Source organism: uncultured Stenotrophomonas sp. (genome assembly GCF_963519925.1).
Lineage (GTDB): Bacteria > Pseudomonadota > Gammaproteobacteria > Xanthomonadales > Xanthomonadaceae > Stenotrophomonas > Stenotrophomonas maltophilia_AE.
On record NZ_CAUQPH010000030.1, the window covers coordinates 1 to 20,812 of the forward strand.

Here is a 20,812-nt window from a genome sequence, read left to right on the forward strand (position 1 = left end):
GCCGTCGACGGCTCGGCCGGTTTGCCGCCGCACGCGACCAGCGCCGTCGCCAGGGCCGCTACCAGCACGCCGCGGCGCGCACACAGGGAATTCAACATGCAGTGCTCCAGTCAGGCATCAACGCGTGGACGGCGTGATGCGGGTGATGCGGTCGCCCTTGGGGTCTTCGGCACCGCGCGACTTGTTGACCGCGAACACGTTGCCCTTGCCGTCCTCGCGGACATGGTTCGGGAAGGTGCCGCCGTCCAGGTTGCCCACCACCTTGCCGTCGCGGTCGACCACGGTCACCGTACCGGCGCCACGATTGGTCACGTAGGCCAAGCCCGACACCGGTTCGAACGCCACGTTCAGCGCGCCGGCACCCACGGGGACATCGTGCAGCACCTTGCCACTGGCCACGTCGACGATGAGCAGGTTGTCGCTGCCCTGCGAGGCCACGTACAGCCGGTTCTGCTTCGCGTCGAAGGCCACGCCCGAGGCGCTGATGGCATTGCCGAGATCGATCACCTTGTCGACCTTACCGCTGGCGACGTCGATCACCGCCGCTTCCGGCGTCCCGATGCTCACCGTGAACAGCTTGCCGCTGGCTTCATCCAGCACCAGGCTCATCGGCACGAATTTCTCATCGTCCACGCCCGAGGCCAGGGTGATCGGCTCCAGCGGCTTGAACGTCTTCGCATCGAACACCGACAGGTGGTCTTCGCCGGCCGCAGAGGCGAACACCCTGCCCCGCTTGGCATCGACCACCACGTCGCGCGCATGCGGCACCGCACCCACCGGGAACTGATGCACCAGCGACAGGTCGGACTGCCGGTACACCGCCACCGTGTCCTGGCGGGTGTTGCTCACCCACACGTTGCCATTGGCGTCGTCCACGCCCACGCCGTACACGGCGAACACGCTGCCGCCCTTGGCGTCGGGCACCTTGGCCGGGGTGATCGCCTTGACCACCTTCAGCGTCTTCGGGTCGACCTTGAGCAGCTGCGAAGCGGTCACCGGCGGGCGCCCCACCGCCGAGGTCACGAACAGCGCATTGCTGCCCGCACTGTAGGCGCTCTGGTACAGCCCCTGCACCAGCTTGCCGGACTGCTGCTTGAACGCCTGCTGGCCACTCAGGGGCAGGTTCGGCGATACCCGCAGCGCAACCACGGTGGCCGCGGCCGGCTGGCTTGCCCGCACCACCACCGGGTGCTGGCCGGGAACGGCGTCGGCCGGAATCTGCACGCTGGCCTTGAAATTGCCCTGCTCGTCGACCACGACCGGCGTGGGGGTGAGCACGGTCTCGCCGCGCAGCAGGGTCACCTGCTGCCCCGGCACGAAGGCGCGACCGGTCACTTCTGCGGTGCTGCCCGCGATGGCGTTCTCGTTGCGGGCGCTGACCTTGCCACGGAAACCATTGGCCGGCGCGTCGAAAACCGGCTGCGCGACCACGGCGCCGGACACCAGCGACAGGGCCAGGGCCAGCGCGGCAACGCGCGGGAGGGACATCATTCGGGACATAGCAGACTCCTTCTGTAGGGGCGCGCCAGCGGCGCGTGTCACAAGGGTTGCCTTGGCGGGCCGCATCGCAGCGGTGGTGGCGGAGCGCCACGCATTGCCTGGGTAGGGAAAAAACAAGATCAGTCCGGCACGCCATACAACGCGGCCAGCGTCGCCTTCAGCGATGCCGGCAACATCGGGCCATGGCCCAGGCCGGGAAACTCCCGGTAGGTCACCTGCAGGCCGGGTACTGCCGCCAACCGTCCGCTCAGGACATGCGCGGCGTCCGGCGTCGCGCCCGCAATGCGGCGCAGGTGCGCCACCACGCGCGGGTTGCTCATGTCACGAACCCCGCGGTTGCCGCTGCGCTCGTCACCGCCGAGCATCAGCCACAGCTTTGCCGGTGCGGGATGGGCGACAAAGCGCTGCTCCAGCTCACCCTGTGGCGCGCCCTGGCTCCACCACAGCGACGGGCTGGCACTCACGTACTGCTGGAACGCGTCCGGCTGGGTATACAGCGTACTGAGCACGAACAGGCCGCCCAGCGAATGTCCCCAGAGCGCCTGCTGCTGCGTGTCCACGCGCGCGCGCCGGGCCACCTCGGGCTTGATCTTCTGCTGGATGACCTGCAGGAACGAAGCCGCACCGCCGCCGGTGGACTGCGCCACGCCGTTCTCGTCCTCGGCCGTATCCACCCACGCGGTGTAATCCTGCGTGCGTGCCCGCGAATCGATGCGCAGGTCGTTGTCATAGCCGATGAACACCAGCACCGGCGCGGCATGCGCGGCCAGCTCGCCGAGCAGGGCCTGGTCGAACACCATCGCCGCGGCGTTACCGTCCAGCATGTACAGCACCGGCGCGGGCGCCTTGGCCTGCTGCGTGGGTACGCCCACGTGGACGCGCCAGCGCCGCGCGGGGGCGCCATCCTCGATCACGAAGCGTTCAAAGCGGTAGCTCTGCGCCGGCTGGTCCAGCACGGTTTCGCCGATCGTCTGCAGCGGATTGCGCTGCTGCGCGGCCACCGGCGCGATCACTGCGACCCCCAGGGCAGCGACCATGCCCACGGTACGAAAGAGCGGAAAGCGCGTCGGGAACAGGCGGGAAAGCACGGCGGGCACGACTCAGGGCGGGACGATCAGCCCAGTGTACCTCAAATGCGAATGGGTATCACTTGCCGCGAAGCGGCGGTATAGACAACAAAAGTCCGGCCGCAAGGCCGGACTCGGGTCATGACGTGACGGCAGAAGCTTATTCTTCTTCTTCCTGCTGGCCACCCTGCTGATTGCGCTCGCGCTTCTGGTCGGCATCCTGCTGTTGCTGCTGGCCCTGGCGCTGCTGGTCCTTCTGGTTCTGCTGGTTCTGCTGGCCCTGCTGCGGATTCTGCTGGCCCTGTTGCGGATTCTGCTGGTTACCCATGACGTATCTCCGATGCTCGGCGTCGAGAGTGATGCCGGTAATCCAACACTAGGCAGCGACGCGTTACCGCTGCGTGCGCAGCGTGGCGGCCTGCGTAGACGTCTCACGCATTTCTGTAAACAGTTCAGAAGCATCCACGACATCGTCACATCGTTGTCGCACGGTATTGCACCCGGTCCTACCTAGGGATCAGCGTCGAAAATCACAGTGACGTCACCGCGATAGTGACTCCCGGGATGCTCCAGCATTTCCTCGACCGCTTCACCGGTGACCGCGAAGCGCAGCTGCGAAGGTCGACGGATGACGAAAGCGTCGGCGGTGAACACGGTCGGAAGCATGTCCGTGGTCAACGTCTTTCCAACAACATCCGCGCCGGACAGCGCGTCACGGAAACCCGGCAGGGTGAGTGTGATGTCCAGCGGCGCGTCCGGCGCGGCCTCGGTCAGGTTGCGGATCGCGCAACGCCCGTCCGGCAGCGGGTACTGACACTGCATCGAGACGCTGAACTGCCCGGAACTGCTCAGCGTGAACGGGACCTCGCGTTCGAGCGCCTTCGGCACGATTCCATGGTCGCTCCACTGCGTCCAGCCACCTTTCGGCGCCAGCACGGCACGGTCGCTGCCCGGGGGAAGATCGAGCTGGAACGCGTGCTGGACCGTCAGGCTGAAGTGCACGGTCACACTGTTGTCGTCCAGTACCACGTCGTCGCCGAGGTCGAAGTCGGCACCTTCACCAGTGCCGCCAACACGGTAGGTGGTACTGCCGGTATAGACGCCGCTTCGCATCTGCAATGGACTGGGCGTAGTCAATGCATAGGTGAAATCAAACTCCTCCACCCAGTAATCATTGCTGTCGATCCAGTGCAGCGTGCACACCTGGTAGCCGTCGCCGCCGTCGTTGCGATTGAACATGCGCATCACACTGTAATTGTTGGTCCGAGCGTTGCTCAGCGAGATCGCGCAACCCTGCGCCGCCCCCTTGCTCGCCGGATGGCTGTTGGGGCCGTCCTGCGCGACATCCCGCAGCCGCAAAGCCGCGCCGATCATCTTCAGGTCCACGATGAAGGCGTGTCCGTCTTCCGACACCACTTCCACCTGCCTCGGGGGCGGCATTCCGATATGGAACGATCCCGGCCCATGGAGGGAGCCGCGGTTTCCCTGCTTGGTTCCCCGCACCTTGGTGTCGATGCTCCACCAGTTGTTCGAGATGCAGAGGGCCATGTGGTTCAGGCAGACGCCGGACCAGGGCGTGGTATTGACGAATTCGCGCTTGTTTGGATCATTGATGTCCGGCTTGAACTCGGCGGTGATGTGGATATCGGCAGCCGGGGCGCGGCCCACGACAGCAGCAAACGCCAGCAGGCACAGCACCCGCAGCACGCGACGCGACAGGACGATGGGAAGGAACTGACGGATCATGGCATGGCTCCGGGAGCAGGCGCGGTCGGGTGGGAGGGCGTGGTCGCCAGCCCGGACGGCGGGCATTGCAGGACGCCGGCCATCCAGGTGTCGCCTTCGGGGCGGGTGGTGGTGCCGTCCAATGCGAAGCTGCACCCGGCGACCCGGGGATGGCGCACCTCCAGGCTCGGCGCCGTCGCGCTCATTTCCAGCGCGAAGAACCCGTCTGCTTCCGCCACGCTGCGGCCGGCATGGTTGATCACGTGCGCGCCGGACAGCGGCTGGCCGTCCGCATCCTTCAGGTGGCCCATGACGGTGAAGGTGCCCAGCACATCCACCTGCCCGTACCCCACCCCGCCCCGGTTGAGGTGATAGTCCAGCGTGGCCGGCTGGATCGTGGCCGCCGGCGCGGCGCGGCCGTGGAAATCGATCTGCAGCGAGCCGGTGCGGTACGCCGTGACCGGCAGGAAGTTGCGCCCTGGCTGCAGCACGTACGAGCCGCCCCGGCTGTCATGCGCGCGCAGTGCCACGTCGGGCAGATCCGAGCGCACGTCCACGATCATCCCGGTGTCGGTGCTGCCAACCTGCCCGGCACCGGCAATGGCGAGATGGCCGCCGCCCAGCGCCATGGTGCTTTCCAGGTTGAGGCCGCCACTGACCTGGCCGGCCAGCGACGAGCGCTGCGCATGCACGTCGCCGCGCAGCGCCGGATGTTCGAACAGCGCCGTCGCGCTCAGCCCCAGGCCGTCGCTGTCGGCGGTCGCCTGGCCGCCGACGCTGCGCAGTACCCCTTCCTCGAAGGTCTGCTGGGCGCCCGCGCTGGCATACAGGCTGCGCCCGCCGTCGCTGGCGGTGCGGCTGCCCAAGCTGCCGGAGTAGCGTCGGCCGTCATCGCCCAAGGCGATGTTCAAGGTGAAGTCCATGCCGCGGTTGCGACGGATGCCGCTGCTGCTGTTGGCGGGACGGTCGAACAGGGCCGCGCGCCAGGTGGCGTCGCTGTCGAACAGGCGCTGCCGGCGACTGAAGGACAGGTCGACCCCCACCCCATTGCTGACCCCACGATGGTGCGACACGCGCGCGGCCACGTTGCTGCTGTCGCCCAGGCGATGATTGAGGCTGAGCGCACTGGTCTGCAGCCAGCCGGAACGCGTGTCGGAAAGGTCATCTTGCGGCACCCAAGGTGCCGTGCCGTGTTCCCACGGATGCCGCCGCTCCTGCCAGGTGCGGTTGTGCGAGGCGATCAGCGTGCCGTGCCGATAACGCCACAGGCCCTGCAGGTCGACGCCGCGCCCATGCTCGCCGGTGTAGGCATTGGCGAAGACGTTCGCGGTGTCGCTGACCTGCCAGTCCACGGACGCGGCGAACGCATTGGCACCGTCCAGGTGCTGGGCGGACAGTCCAACCACCGCACGCGGATGCGCCAGGTAATTGACGATGCCGCCGGCGGCGAAAGCACCCTCACCGGGATCGTCGACGCTGTCGAACAGGCTGTGCTGCACACCGGCGAAGGCGCTGTAGCGCCAGCGGCGGCTCGGGTCGCGCCAGTTGCCGGGCTTGTGGATGACCGTGGTTTCGCGAGTTTCGCGACCGTCTTCGATCACCCGCAGTTCGATGTCGTAGATCCCGCCCGGCAGGCGCCGGGTGTCCAATTCCTGCAGGCCCGGCTGCAGCGGCTGGGTCAGGATCAGGCTGCCGTCGCGGAACACCTCCACGGTACCCTCGCGGTTGGCCGTCACGTAGACCGGATACAGGCTGGGGGCACGCGAATCGGCCACCAGGCTGTCCGATGAGCCGGCCATCAGCCCAGCGGTGGTGCGGTTGGCCGAGCCGGCCGCACGCGGTTGGCGGGTCACGCCCTGGAAGTTGGGCATGAAATAGCCTGCGCGCAGGAACGTGTCGCGAAACTCGCGTTGGGCGTAGAGGCTCTGTACCGAATGACGACGCGCCTGCGCTGCGTCGCCACTGCGGTCGAACTGGTAGTTTCCGGTCAGGGTCCACTGGCCCAGGCTGCCCTGCAGGTCCAGCGCATAACGCCCGGACGCCTCCATGCCCTCGCCGGCATGGGCATTGAGCTGGTGGCGCAGGATCAGCCCCCGGCTGCCGCCGACCGGCAACGCATGATGGCGGGCCTCCGCCGCCGTCCGGCCACCGGTTTCGCTGGCGATGGACAGCAGCGAACTTTCAAGACTGTAGTGCAGGCGCACCAGGCCGGCGTCGCACGCCTGGCTGCACGCACCCAGCGGGCGCGGCGTGGCCAGTGCCTTCAGCCAGCGCTCGCGTTCGGCGGCCGACTCGGTGCTGTCGTGGCTGTCGGTGAACGCCAGCAGCGACAGGGTATTCTCGCGGGACAGCATGGCCCGGGCATCGCCCAGGTACTGTCCATCGCGTTCGACGCGGACCACCAGGGGCACGTCGAAGAAGTGGTCACGGAAGTCATCGGGCAAGCTTCCCGCCTGGTCGAGCAGGGTCAGGCTTTCCAGCGCCGCAGGGGCTGCCTGCACGACTGCACTGCTGCAATGGAGCATGGCGGCGGTGGCGATGGGAAGCAGACGCGGTGACATGGTGATTCCTGTGCATGAAAGAGGGGCGCGTGAGCGCCCCTCGAAACGCGTACGCGAACGCGCGCGGAGTTACGGGGTGCCGCTTTCGAACATCATGAAAACGTTGCCCTGGTAGTTGCCGTGGGCGTAGCCTTCGCCGGTCGGCGCGGCGGCGGTGATGGCCACGGCGGCGCGCTTGCTGGCAGCCGCTTCGGTTTCAGTAGCGACTTCAACAGCGTTGCCGGCACCCACCTGCAGGTCCTGGCCGGCGACGTTGACGGTCAGTTCGATCTTGTTGCTCGCGCTGGTCAGCACGGCATCGGTGGAGAGGTAGGCATTGATGGCGCCCAGCCCGCTCTTCATGTCGACCTGCTGCTGGATCGGGTCCAGGCGTTCGGTGGCGAGGTTCCAGCGCATCTGCTGGGTCTGGCCGGCCCAATCGCCCACCGGCGAGATCTGCAGACCGGTCGCCGACGGCACCACGGCTTCAACGGTGACCTGCAGCGGGAACTGCTCGGTGGCGGCCATGGCGGCGGCCGGGGTCAGGATCAGGGCGGCCGCGGCGGCCAGGACGGTGTTCTTGAGGTTCATTGCAGTACATCTCCAACGGAAAGGTGTCGCCTGGAGCCCGGCGACGGGACGTCGGTTCCGGGCGGAACCTAAGGGCTGAGCAGGACCTCCCTGCGGCTGTCCCCCTCAACGATCTGGAAGCGGTGCAGGTGCTCTGCACTGCGCGTGAAGCGTTCGGTGCGATTCGGCAGCAGGTGGACCTTCCGCGACGGCGCGCACCTGCCCGAGGTTTCCTGCGCACTGCACTGGCGGACGTCGTCCAGGACCACGGTGGTATTGCCCGCGTTGTGCAGCTGGACATAGCCCGCCTGGGTTTCGGTCTGCACGTCGTAGCGCGGCTGGTCGGGGTGCGCGATCACGAACACGCCGTAACCGGTGAGCACGTTGACGCCCGCCGACAGTTCCCGGCGGTAGTCCTCGCGCTGTGCGTCGGTCAGCGCGAACTCGTCTTCGGACTGCGGCAGCACCGGCACGAAGCGCACGCGGTAGTAGCGCTCCGTGCTGCGGTCGCCCTGCACCAGCAGGCGCGTGGCCTGCTGCCCTTGGGCCGGCACGATCAACCGCGACGGGCTGGCGACCAGGCCCGCGTCCGTCCCGGACACCGGCACCTCATGGTGGCTGCCATCGGCGGCATAGCGCACTTCGCTGATCTGCACGCGCACGAACGCGGTGGCGTCACCGGTGTTGCGCACGCGCTTGAGCAGGGCACCCTTGCCGGGCTCGGCGTACTCGTACATCGCGCCAACATGGATGCTGGGCGCCGCCGCCTGCACCAGGTGAGGCGATGCCGACATCGCAACGGCCATTGCGGCCGCCAGCGCGCTCGTCAGACGCTTCATGGAGGATGCTCCTTTAATTTATAGGGTGAATGCGAAGCGCGGTTGTCATTACCGCCTCGTATCGAGGGCGCAGAATAGGCACCCATCCTATGTCGCCATATGCAACATTGTTCAATCGACACTGCAACTTGTTGCAGCATCGATCGAATTACTGATCACCAAGGCGGAAAGTCATCGCCGCGTTGAATGGGTGGGCAGAATAGATTTTTGCTGCACTGCGCCACATTCAATATTCATCAATATGCCGTTGAAACTTGTTGCAGCAGCGCGCAAAAAAAAACGCCCCGCGGATGCGGGGCGTTTTGCTTGGCACGCTCTGGCGGCTGGTAGTCGCCTAGCGTCGGGCGTCCTGCTGCCACTGCGCCACCTTCTGCCGGGTCTGCGCCAGCAGCGCATCCAGCGCCTTGCGGTCGTACACATGGCCACGCAGTACCACCGTATTGATTGCACGGGTGGCATGGATGTCCTGCAGGGGGTTGGCATCCAACAGGACCAGATCCGCCGCCTTGCCCTCGGCAACACCGCCATACCGGTCCAGCGTGCCGAACCACGACGGGCCGGCGCGCGTGGCCGACGACAGCGCCTGCGCGGGCGTCAGGCCCTCCTTCACGAACAGGCTGAGCTCGTCGTGCAGGCCGATGCCGGGATAGTTGAAGGAATTGAGGAAGCCTGCGTCGGTGCCCGCCATCACGGTGACGCCGGCTTCCTGCAGCATCGGGAGTACCGCCGCCACCTGGTGGTACTGCTGGTGGCGCTCGGCGATCTGCGCCGGGCTGGCCTTGGCCGCACGCTCGACCCGCCATTGATAGGTCGCCTGCAGCTTCGGGCCGATATAAGCCAGGTAGGGGTCGTCGGCGTGGTCGTCCTGGTCCAGGAAGTCGAGGATGCGCCCGCCGTTGAGGGTCGGTGTGACATACACGCCCTTGGCGGCGAAGCCGCGGTAGGCGGCCATTGCGGTCGCGCGGTCGAAGCCGGCGTCGAGACGACGGTTGGCTTCGGCGCGGTCGATGCGTCCAGCGGCAAAGTCGCTGGCGATCGCGGCTTCATCCTTGACCCCGGCCTTGTAGGCGTAGTCCAGGTGCTCGATGGAACTGATCCCGGCGTCCACCGCCTGCTGTACGGTCAGCGCCATCGGAATGTGCCCGGAGGCACGCAGCCCGTTGGCGCGCGCACCGCGCACCGCGTCCAGGAACAACGGCGGCGTCAGCGTGCTGTCGGTGATCTTGACGAAGTCCACGCGGTCGCGCTTGAGCCTGGCCAGCGCCGCGTCCAGGTCGGCCTGGCTGCCCACTTCCAACGTACCCTTCCAGACCGGCTTGATGCCCTCGATCTTGGCACCGGAGCTGAACAGCTGCGGACCCTCCAGGCGGCCGTCGGCGATCTCCCCCCGCCACTGCAGCACCTGCTCCGGCAGGTCGCCCGAGCAGTCGCGGATGGTGGTGATGCCGTGTGCGATGTACAGCGGCAGCAGCGCCTTGTTCTCTTCGATCAGCTCCGGGCCACCGCCGAAGTGCACGTGCATGTCCCACAGGCCGGGAATGAGGTAGCGGCCCTTGCCATCGACCTTGCGCGGCGCCGTCCACGCCCTGGCGATGGCGCGGTCGTCGCCCACCGCCACGATATCGTCGCCCCGCACCACCACCGCCTGGTCGGCAACGGTGGTGGCCCGTTCGACATCGACCACGGTGGCGTGGCGGATGATCACATCGGCCTGTTCGGCGGCCAGGACGGAGGGAGCCAAGGCAAGCAGCAGCGGGATGGCGGGCAACACGGTCGATTTCATGGCAGGGCGCACAACGGAAAGGGTCACCGCACCTTACGGCGCGGCGGGCCCCATTCACCAGTTAAATTTCGGCATGCCGCGCATTCGGTTTCCGAATGCCGGTCAGACCTCGCCCTGCATCGACGGGCGCGCCACCACCTTGGCCAGCCATGCTTTCACCGCCGGGTGGCCATCGAGCCCGGCGCCCACGTAGGTGCCGTAGCCGACCACCTGCGCCACCACCAGGTCCACCAGCGAGTAGCTTTCGCCGACCATCCAGGCCTGCGCCGACAGCCGCGCCTCCAGCACGTCCAGCAGCTGGCGTGCGTCGTCTGCGGCAATCGCCGCGTGGTCGGGATGCTGCTGAGGACCTTCCATCGTCGCCGCCCGCAGCCGGCCGATCACCGCCATGTAGGTGACATAGGCCCACGCGCACCACGACAGCGCCTGCAGGCGCTCGGGCGTGTCCGCGGCCGGCCACAGTCCACGCGCGACGCCGAAGCGATCGCCCAGCCACAGGTGGATGGCCAGGCCCTCGAAGATCGGCGTGCCGTCCACCACCAGGCACGGCACCTTGCCGTTGGGATTGATCGCCAGGTACTCGGGCGTGCGCTGTTCGCCGTTGCGGATGTCGATCCGGACCCGGTCATGGGCCACGCCCAGTTCGGCCAGCGCGCAGGCGATCGGGGTGGCGCTGGACATCGGGTGCCAATAGAAGACGAGGGACATGCAGTACTCCTTGTAGGTGTCGGTGTGGAAAGGTGCGCTGCGGGAGGCCTTGCACCGTGGACACAGGCTAGCCACCATTGCGGACAGATCCTGTCCTCGACAGGCGCGACCCTGTGGCCATGCTCACGACCTCCGCCCGCCTGCTGCGCCTGCTCGCGCTGCTGCAATCCCGACCGCACTGGCCTGGCAACACCCTGGCCACCGACATCGGCGTGCATCCGCGCACCCTGCGTCGCGACATCGAGCGCCTGCGCGAACTCGGCTACCCGATCCAGGCCAGCAGCGGCGTGGCCGGCGGCTATGCGTTCCGCGCCGGGCGAGCGCTGCCGCCGCTGCTGCTCGACGACGAGGAGGCGCTGGCCGCGGCGCTGGCCCTGCGCATGGCGGTGAGCGGCACCATCAGCGGCATCGAGCAGACCGCCATCACCGCCCTGGTCAAGATGGAACAGGTGATGCCGGCGCGCCTGCGCCGCCGCCTGGATGCGCTGCGCACCTCGATCCTGCCGATCGACCAGAGCGGGCCGCTGGTCGACGCGCGCCTGCTCGCCACCCTGGCCGGCGCCTGCCGCGACCAGCTGCAGCTGCGTTTCGACTACGCCGACCGACAGGGCCAGGCCAGCCAGCGCCAGGTGGAACCGCAGGGCGTGGTGCATGCCGAACGCCGCTGGTACCTGGTGGCGTGGGATACCACGCGCGTGGACTGGCGGACCTTCCGCATCGACCGCATGACCAGCACGCCCGAGGTGGGCGTGCATTTCCGCCCCCGCCCGGCGCCGGCCAACGGCGATCTGCGCGCGTTCGTCAGCCAGTCGTTGACGCTGGGCCCCTACGGCGACGAGGCCCGGGTGATCCTGCACGCACCCGTCGAAGTGGTGCGCGAGCGCATGCCCAGCTCGGCGGGCGTACTGGAAGCGCTGGACGCGCAGCGCTGCCTGCTGCGCTGTGGCGCGCACCCGCAGGGCGCGGTGGTGTACTGGCTGCTGGCGCTGGAACTCGAGTTCGAGGTGCTGGGCCCGCCGGCGCTGCACGTGATGATGCGCGACGCCGGTGCCCGGGTGGCGCGCAGCCTGGCCCGGGCAGGTGCGACCGTGGCGGACTAACATGCGCTGACGTTCCCATTCGTTTCCTGGATGACACCATGCCCGCCAGTGCGGAATCGCATCGCACCCTGTTCGAACTGGACCTGCTGCGGGCCATGGTGATGGTGGCCGACTGCGGCAGCTTCACCACCGCCGCTGCGCGCCTGCACTCCACCCAGTCCACCGTCAGCCAGAAGATCCGGCGGCTGGAGCAGCTGGCCGGGCACCCGCTGCTGGTGCGCGCCAACCGCGATGTGCACCCGACCGACGCCGGCCACTCGCTGCTGGGCATCGCCCGGCAGATGCTGGCGCTCAACGACCAGATGGGCGAGGCGCTGGCCGGTGCCACGGTGGCGATCAGCGTGCGCCTGGGCGTGCCGGAGGACTTCGTCAATCCGCGCACCACCGCCCTGCTCGGCCGCTTCACCCGCCGCCACCCGCAGGTGAAACTGGAGGTCGCCAGCGGGCTCAGCCGTGACCTCGCGCATGCCTTCGACCATGGCGAGCTCGACCTGGTGCTGGTCAAGCAGCGCCGCAACAGCCGCCAGGCGGTGGCCTGCTGGCCCGAACCGATGCGCTGGGTGGACAGTGCGCGCAGCCCCTGCATCGCACAGGACCCCATTCCGCTGGTGACGTTCCCGCCGCGCGGGCTGTATCGCGACGAGTTGATCGCCGCCGTGGAGGGACTGGGTCGGCGCTGGCGGATCGGATTCACCAGCTCCAGCCTGGGCGGCATCCAGGGCGCCGTCGCCGACGGCATGGGCATCAGCCTGCTACCGGCGCGCGCCGTAACCCGAGAGCACCGCGTGCTGACCGCTCGACAGGGACTGACACCGATTGACAGCATCGAGATCGCATTGCTGCACCGGAGCACCGCCGATGCACTCGTGGTGGAATTGGCGTCACAGTTCGCACGCCTGCTGGACCGCGAACGGCGTTGATCGACTTTCCGCTGCATCATTCCGAACGGTGCACGGGATGCGCACGGAAAGTGACGGGGCTCTCGTCCCAGGCATAGGAATAGTCCTAATCTGACATCAGACTATCTACGCGGAAGGATGAAGCAGTAAGAATGGCGCAAATCCCATGATTGCGTGCCTCCCTTGTCCAGACGCCATCCAGGTCCCATCCACGGACCGCTTCCGCATGCGGTGCTGAACATCGCGCTGCTGGACGATCACGACGTCGTCCGCCACGGCAGCTACGTCCATCTCTCGAACGACCCGCGCTTCCACGTGGTCGGCAACCATGCCACCACCCGCGCCCTGGTCAACACGCTGCTGCACCATCTGGTCGATGTCGCGGTAGTCGACTACACGCTGGCCGAAGGTGACCTGCAGGGCATGGAACTGCTGCGGATGCTGCGCCGCCGTTTTCCCCGGGTCCGGGTGCTGATGTTTTCGGCCAACGTGCACCACGTCATGATTTCCAACAGCATGGCGGCCGGCGCCGCGGGCGTGGTGTCCAAGGGCGAGACCCTGGAAGAACTGGCGCGCGCACTGGGCCGGGTCGCCGCCGGGCACAGCCACGTACCGCTGGATTACCGCGACGAACACGCCGAACACCGTCTCTCGCAGAGCGAACGCGAGGTGCTGCAGCTGTGCCTGAGCGGTATGACCGTTACCGACATCGCGCTGCAGCGTCACCGCAGCATCAAGACCATCAGCACCCAGAAGCACGCCGCGTTCCGCAAGCTGGGCCTGCGCACCGACCGTGACCTGTTCACCCTGCGGCACCAGCTGGCGGTGTGGTGAGAACCCCCCGCATGGCCACCGGCGCCGTGGCCGGGGTGCTGGCGGTCGCTTTGTTGCCGGTGGTCCTGTCCCAGCCCGCGCAGCGGTTGGTGCGCGTGGCCACCGACCCGTCGCAGCACCGCCTGCTGGCCGCCGACAACCGTGCCGCGCGCGATGCCAACCTGATCAGCGGGTATGCGCAGCTGGTGTCGGAACAGACCGGCATGCGCTTCCAGGAACAGCCGGTGGAGTCCACCACGGCGGCGTTGCAGGCACTCTGCGATGGCCGCGCGGACCTGATGCTGCTGCTCGGCCCGCTGGACAACGCGCCGTGCACGGCACTCGCCGCATCACCGGCGTACTACCGCGGGCAGACCCTGCTGGCCAGCCGCCACACCCACGCGCAGCCGCCCGAATTCGCGCACCTGCGCCGGGTGGCGGTGGTGCGTGGCAGCCGCCTGGCCGAATGGCTCGCCGCCTACCATCCGCACCTGCAGGTGGTGGGGTTGCCCAGCCTGCGCGAGGCACTTGCCGCGGTGGAGGCCGGCGTGGTCGATGTCGCAATGGAGCTGGACGTGGCCATGCGCCCGCTGGTGCGGCGCGAATTCGGTGACAGCCTGCTGCTGCATGGCGGCCCCGCCACCCTGCCCGGCAGCCTGCACCTGGTGGTGCGCCACCGCGACCGCCGCATGCTCGACCAGATCCACCAGGCGATGCGCTCGATCAGTCCGCAGGAGCACGCCATGCTGATGCAGCGCTGGACCAAGGCCACCTACCTGAGCGGTCCCTCGCTGCAGGTGATGTCGCGGCATTTCCGCTGGGAACTGGTGGCGATGGGCCTGACCGTGTTGCTGCTGCTCAGCGCCGGGGCGTGGATGTACCGCGCGCGGCAGTCGGCACGCCGCAGCGAGCGCCAGCAGGCACGCTTCATCGCCACCATGAGCCATGAGGTGCGCAATGCCGCGCAGGCACTGGTGACCTCGGTGGACCTGCTGCATCAGTCGGCGCTGGACCAGGGCCAGCGGCAACTGGTCAATGCCGCGCGGTCCGCTGGCGTCGGCCTGCGCCACCTGCTGGGCCACGCGCTGGACTACTCGCGCGTGGCCAGCGGCGACTACCTGCCCACGCCGGGGTGGCAGGATGTTCGCCAGCTCGCCCGTGACTGCATCGCGGTGGCACGTCCCGGCGCCGACGCCAAGGGCCTGGCGATGGCACTGCTGCAGCACACCGACCCGCTGCCACGGGTCTGGGTGGACGGCGATGCGCTGCGCCAGGTGCTCAACAACCTGCTGGGCAATGCGGTGAAGTTCACCGAGCTGGGCGACATCGACGTCGCCCTGGCATTGCAGCCCACCGACACCAGTGCGCAGCTGCGCATCGCGGTGCGCGACACCGGCATCGGCATTCCGGCCGACCAGCACGACCGCGTCTTCAAACCCTTCGTGCAGGCCCACGACCGGCATTCGCGTCAGATGGGCGGGGCCGGGCTTGGCCTGTCGATCTGCCAGGACCTGGTGACGGGCATGGGCGGTCGCCTGCAGCTGCGCAGTGTTCCGGGCGAAGGCAGCTGCTTCGAGGTGCAGCTGCCGGTGGTGACCGAAGGCGGCGGCCATTGCCCTGTTGGACAGCCGCTGGCCGGGCGCACCCTGCTGCTGGTAGAGGACCACATGCTCAACCGCACCGTCGTGGCCCGCCAGCTGGAAGCGCTGGGGGCCTCGGTAAGCAGTTGCGGCGATGGCACGAGCGCGTTGCGCAGCCAGGCCGGCGAACCGTGCGGGATCGTGCTGCTGGATTGCGTACTGGAGGACATGAGCGGCTACGAGCTGGCCGTGCAGCTGCGCCAGCTCGAGCGTCGGCACGGGCGCAGCCCGGCGCTGCTGGTGGCGCTTTCCGCCAACGATTCGCCCGCGCATGCCGAGCGCTGCCGCGCCTGCGGCATGGACGCGGTGCTGTGCAAACCGCTGGACATACACCTGCTGCTGGAGGTGCTGGAGGTCGACGACCTCGACCCCGCGGGCGCACGGGAGGTGGAAGCGGCGCACGCGCCGCAACCGATGTGGAGCGAGTTCCTGCAGTCGCTGCAGGAAGAGATGATGGCCCTGCACGATGCCCTGCGCCTGCAGGCGGCCAATCGACTGCGCCACCATGCGCATCGCCTGTCCGGCGTGCTGCGCATGCTTGGCCAGGCCACATTGGCGGCCATTGCCGACGACCTGCACGAACTGGACCTGGACGACGCCACCGGCTGGATCGAAGCCGAGCGCCTGCTCGGCTACCTGCGCCCTGCGGTGGGCGAACTGGTGCGCGGCGCGTCTACTTCAACTGCAGCGGATAGCGCTGCCACAGCACGTGCACCAGGAAGCCGGTGAGCTCTGCATCCTTGGCCGTGATCGCCGCGCGGATCTTGTCCAGCAGCACCATGTCGCTGCAGGTCCGCACATCCGCATGGTCGGCCTGCCCGGCACGGCGCGCACGATAGCGCGCCGCACGCTGCGCATCGGTCATGGCGTAGCCGAACGTGGGCGGACGGCCGCGCTTGCGCGGCAGCATCAACTCCAGGGTGCCGGGATCTTCTTCATCACGCATGACGGGGCGGGGGCGGCGCAAACGGGGCGAAACAATATCGTGATAAGGCACGGAAATCCAGCGGAAAAGCCGCTGGATTTCCGCAGCGGGGCATTCCACCTATACCACGCGCCGTCGGCGCGCCCCCTTTAACAAAAGGGGGCTCCTCACCTGACACACCCATGGCTTGCATCGAGGCGTAGAGCCAGGCCCTGCCTGGCTGCACAGGTCACCGCGCGACGGCCGCTTCCGCCGCCCGCGCCCCCAACCATACCAGCGCGAAGCCAGCCACCAGGCTCACTCCCAGATACGTCGGCATTTCCCAGCCGCGCGCATTGCGCGCCAGCAGCACTGCCTCCAGCATCATCGACGAGAACGTGGTCAACCCACCGATCACACCGACCACCGCAAAGGCCCGCCAGTACACTGCGGCGTCGCCCCGGGTCTGCAGCCACACCGCGAGGTAGCCGATGGCGAACGCACCGACCAGGTTCGCGGTCAGCGTGCCCCACGGGAAGCTGCTGCCGAACTGGCGCCCCATCGCATTGCCGATGATGAAACGCAGGGCGGAACCGAGCGCGCCACCGAGCATCACCAGCCCGAGCTGCTGCCACCAGACACCAAAGCCGAACATCAACCCTGTCCTTTGCGCGCCCGCGCCTGCTCGCGCTCGGCACGCAGGCGGTCCAGCTTGTCCTTCAACTTGATTTCCAGGCCGCGTGCCACCGGCTGGTAGTACACGCGCTCGCCCATCGCGTCCGGGAAACCGGTCTGGTCCAGCGCGATGCCGCCTTCGGCATCATGGTCATACTGGTAAGCCTGCCCGTAGCCGAGCTCTTTCATCAGCTTGGTCGGCGCGTTACGCAGGTGCAGGGGCACCTCCTGCGTGCCGGTTTCCCGCACTTCCCGCTTGGCCAGGTTGAACGCCGCGTAGCCGGCATTCGACTTGGCGGTGCTGGCCAGGTACAGCACCAGCTGCGCGAAGGCGAGCTCGCCCTCCGGACTGCCCAGTCGTTCGTAGATGTCCCACGCTTCCAGTGCCATCGACTGCGCGCGCGGATCGGCCAGGCCGATGTCTTCGATCGCCATGCGGGTCAAGCGCCGCGCCAGGTAGGAAGGATCGCAGCCACCGTCGAGCATCCGCGTCAGCCAGTACAGCGCGGCATCCGGATTGGAGCTGCGCACCGATTTGTGCAGGGCCGAGATCTGGTCGTAGAACTGCTCGCCGCCCTTGTCGAAGCGACGGGTGCGGTCGGCCAGCACCTGCACCAGCATCTCCGGACTGATCCGGCCACCATCGCCGCCGGCCAGCTCGGCCGCGATCTCCAGCAGGGTCAGCCCGCGCCGCACATCGCCGTCGGCGGCGGTGGCGATTTCCAGCAGCGCCTCGGCACTGACCTGCAGGTTCTCGCTGCCCAGTCCACGCTCGCCGTCGTGCAGCGCCCGCTCCAGGGCTTCCACGATGTCGGCCGGCGACACCGCTTCCAGCACGTGCACGCGGCAGCGCGACAACAGGGCCGAATTGAGCTCGAACGAGGGGTTTTCAGTGGTGGCGCCAACGAAGACGATGGTGCCGCGCTCGATATGCGGCAGGAACGCATCCTGCTGGGCCTTGTTGAATCGGTGCACTTCGTCGACGAACAGCACGGTGCGGCGGCCTTCGGCGAAGCGCTGCGCGGCCTCGGCCAGCACCACCCGCACCTCCGGCAGCCCGGACAGCACCGCCGAGATCGCGCGGAATTCCGCGTCGGCATAGTGTGCCAGCAGCAGCGACAGCGTGGTCTTTCCGCAGCCCGGCGGCCCCCACAGGATCATCGAATGCACATGCCCGGACTCGACCGCCCGGCGCAGCGCGCTGCCCGGCGCGAGCAGGCGCTTCTGCCCGACCATTTCGTCCAGGGTCTGCGGGCGCATGCGCTCGGCCAGCGGGCGCATGTTGTCCCGATCCACGCTCAGCAGATCGGGCCCGGGGGATGTCGTTCGGAGTCTAGCCACGCCCGTATTGTAGAGCCGGGCTCTGCCCGGCTGCACGCCTCGGCTGGGCCGGGATCACTCCCCGATGACGTCGGTGCCCTTCGGCGGGGTAAAGCTGAACGTGCCCGGCTTGAACGTCGGGTTGCGCTTCCAGCCGCTGAAGCTGATCACCGTGCGCTGGTTGACCGCGTCGGTCACCTCCATCCGCGCCAGCCCCTGGGCATTGAAGCCCAGCGCCGCGTACTGGAACGAGGTCTCGGTTTCACGCTTGGGGCTGAGCGACAGCCACTGCAGGCCATCGCGCGGCGCGGCCTCCTCGCTCACGTCGTACTGCTGGTCGAGCAGCTTCGGGTTGATCAGCGCGGTCAGCGGGCTGTTCTGCTCCTGCGCGCCCTGCGCGCGTTTTGTCACCTGCTCCAGGTCCTTCTCATACACCCACACGGTCTTGCCGTCGGCGATGATCAGCTGCTCATGCGGCTTGATGTACTCCCAGCGGAACTGGCGCGGCGCCGACAGCGCCACCGTGCCGGTGGTGGTTTCCTTGACCTTGCCCTTGCTGTCGATCACCTGCTGGCTGAACTGCCCGTCCAGGCCCTTCAGGTCCTTGGTGAAACTGTTGAGTTCATCGCGGGCGCCGGCAAAGGCGGTGGCCGGGCCGACACTCGCGCACAGCAGCGTGGCGGCGATGAGGGAGCGGCGGAAAGTGGTGTTCATGCGGGTATCCAGTCAAGGGAATGGAGGATGCCCGGCAGTGTGCCGAGATCATCCTGAATGGGGGATCAGGGCACCGACCGCACCGTGCGCAGGTCGCCGTACACCACCTGCCCGCGGAAGCCCCGGCGCACCTGCTGGTACAGCTCGCGGAACGCCGCGTAATCGCCCGGCTGGCACAGCGCCTCGGCACCCCGCACCGCGCGCTGGTGCAGGCGGTGGCGGGCGACGATGTCCTGCCCTTCGCGCCGCCAGTGCAGGTCGTATTCGCCAGCGGCATTGCGGAACCGCAGGTCGCGCGGGATCGCCACGATCGGCGTCCCTGCCGGGAACTGCAGCCGGTAGGTTTCCTCGCGCAGGCTGTCGTTGCAGTAGAACGGCGTGGCGTTGTCCGGTGCCGAGGTGGCCGTATAGATGTCGCGGAACGATTCGCCGCCCGGGGGATCGGGCAGCAGCATGCCGCCGACCACGCCGAAATCCACGTAGTCGCTGGCGTGGAAGTCGTAGCGGTAGTTGAACGGCCGGGTCAGGTCCTGCGGGTCGCCCAGCAGGTCCAGGGTGCCACTGCCATCGAACCCGGACGAGGCCATGATCGACTCCTCCACCCGGGCCCGGTTCTGCGCGTTGAGCCGCGCGAACGCGCCGCGCATGCCGATCTCATTGACTTCCCGCGGCTGCTGCACGGTCTGGCCCTGCAGGTCGCCGTTGGCCGCGAAGCGGAAGGTCACCTCGAAGCCGGCGCCATTGCGCGCAGCGTCGTTCGCCGGGGTGCGCGCCAGCGTGGCCGGGCGGGTGTGCAGCACCGGTGCACCGAGGTCGCCTTCCGGCAGCTGTCCGAAGCGCGCATAGGCGCTGGTCGAATCCAGGTACAGGTCGAACTCCGGCACGTAGGTAATGGCGTGATTGAACCGCGCCAGCAGCGGGATCTCCGGCAGGGTCGGCCCACCGCCGGCACCGATCAGCACCGGCGTGCTATCGATGCCGCGCGCGGCCAGCAGCGCCTCCAGGATCACCACGTGGTCCTTGCAGTCGCCATAGTGGTTGTCGAGGATGCTCTGCGCCGGGTTCGGCTCAAGCCCGCCGTTGCCCAGATACACCGCCACGTAGCGGATGTTCTGCGACACCCAGCGGTACAGCGCGGCCGCCTGTTCGCGGCGGTCGCTGATGCCACGGGTGATCTCATCGGCCAGCGCCTGGATGCCGGGGGTGACGCGGGCCGCTTCGCCGCCCTTGAGCTGGTACGCCTTGCCCACCTGGGCCCAGTCGCGGTACGTACTGGCCATGATGCCGGGACTGAATTCCCAGGCCGCTGCGGTCCAGTTCTGCACCGGCATCGGCTCGCTGCGACGGTAGCGCCAGCTCCAGGTGGCCTGGCCGTTGCGGATCGTCGGCGACTGGGTGCCCTGCACGCCGCGCTGCTGCACGTACAGCGGCATGCCGGCCGGAGCGCTCAGGGTCACGGTGGCGTCGTCGTACTGGGAAAACACGCTGAAGGTTTCCCACATGCCGAAGTAGCCGGGGAAGTACGGCGTGTTCTGCGTGCGCCGGGTGGTGTAGACCACCCGCGTGCCGGGAGCCAGGTTGGGAAACACCACCACCCGCACCTTGCGGTCGGCGTACATGGCCGCCGCCGCGCTGGAATAGCTTTCCTGGGTGTAGATGCGATCGGCCGGCACGTCGCGGCGCTGGCCGTCGGCGGTGAGCGTATAAGCCTCCAGCACCTCCAGCGATTCCATCTTCTCGCTGTAGCTCAGCCGAACCTGGCTGAACTGTTCGACCGCTGCCTTGGTCTTGAGCAGGATGTCATAGGCCTCGGTCTGCACGTTGCCGGCGTCGGCGCGCACCACGTAATCGGCGCGGTAGCGGACGAAGCTGTAGTTGGTGCTGGCCTGGGTGTCGCTGGCCGGCGCGACCGGTCCGGGAGCCGCGGCCGGAGCCGGAGCCGGCGCCATCGCCGGCACGGCGGCCTGCGACCAGGCCGGCACGGGCACCAGCGCCAAGGCCCACACCAGCATCCC

At 68.0% G+C, this 20,812-nt stretch carries 17 protein-coding genes and 1 pseudogene; 4 read left to right on the forward strand and 14 right to left on the reverse strand.

Going from position 1 to position 20,812, the window contains the following annotated elements; genetic code table 11:
• Positions 1-117: 117 nt before the first annotated feature.
• The 9 genes from RWO33_RS07965 to RWO33_RS08005 all read right to left on the reverse strand — a co-directional run bounded on the left by RWO33_RS07965 (position 118) and on the right by RWO33_RS08005 (position 10,732).
• A complete protein-coding gene (locus RWO33_RS07965; protein WP_314103941.1) occupies positions 118-1,500 on the reverse strand; it encodes an ATP-binding protein in 1,383 nt (460 codons plus the stop codon).
• A 119-nt stretch (positions 1,501-1,619) separates the two neighbouring features.
• On the reverse strand, positions 1,620-2,537 hold the full coding sequence (locus tag RWO33_RS07970) for an alpha/beta hydrolase-fold protein (RefSeq protein WP_314103942.1): 918 nt from the start codon (positions 2,535-2,537) through the stop codon (positions 1,620-1,622).
• Positions 2,538-2,727: 190 nt separating this feature from the next.
• The gene (locus RWO33_RS07975; RefSeq protein WP_186308820.1) at positions 2,728-2,895 is read right to left on the reverse strand and encodes a hypothetical protein; all 168 of its coding nucleotides are present in this window, start codon (positions 2,893-2,895) and stop codon (positions 2,728-2,730) included.
• Positions 2,896-3,077: 182 nt separating this feature from the next.
• Positions 3,078-4,313, reverse strand: a complete 1,236-nt coding sequence (locus tag RWO33_RS07980) for a hypothetical protein (RefSeq protein WP_314103946.1) — start codon at positions 4,311-4,313, stop codon at positions 3,078-3,080.
• Positions 4,310-6,853 carry a TcfC E-set like domain-containing protein gene (locus RWO33_RS07985; RefSeq protein ID WP_314103949.1) on the reverse strand — a complete coding sequence of 848 codons (2,544 nt, stop codon included), beginning with the start codon at positions 6,851-6,853 and terminating at the stop codon, positions 4,310-4,312. Before RWO33_RS07985 ends, RWO33_RS07980 begins: the two co-directional genes overlap by 4 nt.
• 69 nt (positions 6,854-6,922) lie before the next feature.
• Positions 6,923-7,423: a CS1 type fimbrial major subunit gene (locus RWO33_RS07990; protein ID WP_314103951.1), complete on the reverse strand. Its 501-nt coding sequence runs from the start codon at positions 7,421-7,423 to the stop codon at positions 6,923-6,925.
• 68 nt (positions 7,424-7,491) lie between these two features.
• Positions 7,492-8,241, reverse strand: a complete 750-nt coding sequence (locus RWO33_RS07995) for a CS1 fimbrial subunit B flags: Precursor (protein WP_314103954.1) — start codon at positions 8,239-8,241, stop codon at positions 7,492-7,494.
• Between the two features lie 334 nt (positions 8,242-8,575).
• Positions 8,576-10,024, reverse strand: a complete 1,449-nt coding sequence (locus RWO33_RS08000) for an amidohydrolase family protein (RefSeq protein ID WP_314103957.1) — start codon at positions 10,022-10,024, stop codon at positions 8,576-8,578.
• A 102-nt stretch (positions 10,025-10,126) separates the two neighbouring features.
• Positions 10,127-10,732, reverse strand: a complete 606-nt coding sequence (locus tag RWO33_RS08005) for a glutathione S-transferase family protein (protein WP_314103960.1) — start codon at positions 10,730-10,732, stop codon at positions 10,127-10,129.
• Positions 10,733-10,851: 119 nt separating this feature from the next.
• Here RWO33_RS08005 and RWO33_RS08010 point away from each other — a divergent pair, with 119 nt between their 5' ends.
• The 4 genes from RWO33_RS08010 to RWO33_RS08025 all read left to right on the forward strand — a co-directional run bounded on the left by RWO33_RS08010 (position 10,852) and on the right by RWO33_RS08025 (position 15,913).
• On the forward strand, positions 10,852-11,832 hold the full coding sequence (locus tag RWO33_RS08010; protein WP_314103962.1) for a WYL domain-containing protein: 981 nt from the start codon (positions 10,852-10,854) through the stop codon (positions 11,830-11,832).
• A 38-nt stretch (positions 11,833-11,870) separates the two neighbouring features.
• Positions 11,871-12,752 (forward strand): LysR substrate-binding domain-containing protein, encoded by an 882-nt coding sequence (locus RWO33_RS08015; RefSeq protein ID WP_314103963.1) that lies wholly within the window; start codon positions 11,871-11,873, stop codon positions 12,750-12,752.
• A 210-nt stretch (positions 12,753-12,962) separates the two neighbouring features.
• Positions 12,963-13,565, forward strand: a complete 603-nt coding sequence (locus tag RWO33_RS08020; RefSeq protein WP_314103966.1) for a response regulator transcription factor — start codon at positions 12,963-12,965, stop codon at positions 13,563-13,565.
• A gap of 11 nt (positions 13,566-13,576) precedes the next feature.
• Positions 13,577-15,913 (forward strand): ATP-binding protein, encoded by a 2,337-nt coding sequence (locus RWO33_RS08025; RefSeq protein WP_314103968.1) that lies wholly within the window; start codon positions 13,577-13,579, stop codon positions 15,911-15,913.
• Here the strand turns inward: RWO33_RS08025 and RWO33_RS08030 are convergent.
• The 5 genes and pseudogenes from RWO33_RS08030 to RWO33_RS08050 form a co-directional block, all read right to left on the reverse strand.
• Positions 15,858-16,130, reverse strand: coding sequence for a hypothetical protein (locus tag RWO33_RS08030; protein ID WP_145477679.1), 273 nt, complete (start codon positions 16,128-16,130; stop codon positions 15,858-15,860). The two genes, RWO33_RS08025 and RWO33_RS08030, sit on opposite strands and share 56 nt — an antisense overlap.
• 208 nt (positions 16,131-16,338) lie before the next feature.
• The gene (gene crcB / locus RWO33_RS08035; protein WP_314103971.1) at positions 16,339-16,743 is read right to left on the reverse strand and encodes a fluoride efflux transporter CrcB; all 405 of its coding nucleotides are present in this window, start codon (positions 16,741-16,743) and stop codon (positions 16,339-16,341) included.
• The gene (locus tag RWO33_RS08040) at positions 16,743-18,044 is read right to left on the reverse strand and encodes a replication-associated recombination protein A (RefSeq protein WP_314103972.1); all 1,302 of its coding nucleotides are present in this window, start codon (positions 18,042-18,044) and stop codon (positions 16,743-16,745) included. The genes crcB and RWO33_RS08040 overlap by 1 nt, the downstream gene beginning before the upstream one ends.
• Before the next feature lie 114 nt (positions 18,045-18,158).
• Positions 18,159-18,731 (reverse strand): annotated as a pseudogene (gene lolA / locus RWO33_RS08045) (outer membrane lipoprotein chaperone LolA); the annotation flags it as partial.
• 131 nt (positions 18,732-18,862) lie between these two features.
• Entirely contained in the window at positions 18,863-20,746 is a 1,884-nt protein-coding gene (locus tag RWO33_RS08050) for a DUF3857 domain-containing protein (RefSeq protein ID WP_314104068.1), read from the reverse strand.
• Positions 20,747-20,812: the final 66 nt, after the last annotated feature.

Coding starts and splice junctions, on each gene's coding strand:
- crcB (WP_314103971.1), bottom strand. CDS start 16,743: ATGTTCGGCTTTGGTGTCTGGTGGCAGCAGCTCGGGCTGGTGATGCTC.
- RWO33_RS08000 (WP_314103957.1), bottom strand. CDS start 10,024: ATGAAATCGACCGTGTTGCCCGCCATCCCGCTGCTGCTTGCCTTGGCT.
- RWO33_RS07995 (WP_314103954.1), bottom strand. CDS start 8,241: ATGAAGCGTCTGACGAGCGCGCTGGCGGCCGCAATGGCCGTTGCGATG.
- RWO33_RS07975 (WP_186308820.1), bottom strand. CDS start 2,895: ATGGGTAACCAGCAGAATCCGCAACAGGGCCAGCAGAATCCGCAGCAG.
- RWO33_RS08015 (WP_314103963.1), top strand. CDS start 11,871: ATGCCCGCCAGTGCGGAATCGCATCGCACCCTGTTCGAACTGGACCTG.
- RWO33_RS08040 (WP_314103972.1), bottom strand. CDS start 18,044: ATGCGCCCGCTGGCCGAGCGCATGCGCCCGCAGACCCTGGACGAAATG.
- RWO33_RS07970 (WP_314103942.1), bottom strand. CDS start 2,537: ATGGTCGCTGCCCTGGGGGTCGCAGTGATCGCGCCGGTGGCCGCGCAG.
- RWO33_RS07985 (WP_314103949.1), bottom strand. CDS start 6,853: ATGTCACCGCGTCTGCTTCCCATCGCCACCGCCGCCATGCTCCATTGC.
- RWO33_RS07980 (WP_314103946.1), bottom strand. CDS start 4,313: ATGATCCGTCAGTTCCTTCCCATCGTCCTGTCGCGTCGCGTGCTGCGG.
- RWO33_RS08010 (WP_314103962.1), top strand. CDS start 10,852: ATGCTCACGACCTCCGCCCGCCTGCTGCGCCTGCTCGCGCTGCTGCAA.
- RWO33_RS08030 (WP_145477679.1), bottom strand. CDS start 16,130: ATGCGTGATGAAGAAGATCCCGGCACCCTGGAGTTGATGCTGCCGCGC.
- RWO33_RS08025 (WP_314103968.1), top strand. CDS start 13,577: ATGGCCACCGGCGCCGTGGCCGGGGTGCTGGCGGTCGCTTTGTTGCCG.
- RWO33_RS07965 (WP_314103941.1), bottom strand. CDS start 1,500: ATGTCCCGAATGATGTCCCTCCCGCGCGTTGCCGCGCTGGCCCTGGCC.
- RWO33_RS08050 (WP_314104068.1), bottom strand. CDS start 20,746: ATGGCGCCGGCTCCGGCTCCGGCCGCGGCTCCCGGACCGGTCGCGCCG.
- RWO33_RS08005 (WP_314103960.1), bottom strand. CDS start 10,732: ATGTCCCTCGTCTTCTATTGGCACCCGATGTCCAGCGCCACCCCGATC.
- RWO33_RS07990 (WP_314103951.1), bottom strand. CDS start 7,423: ATGAACCTCAAGAACACCGTCCTGGCCGCCGCGGCCGCCCTGATCCTG.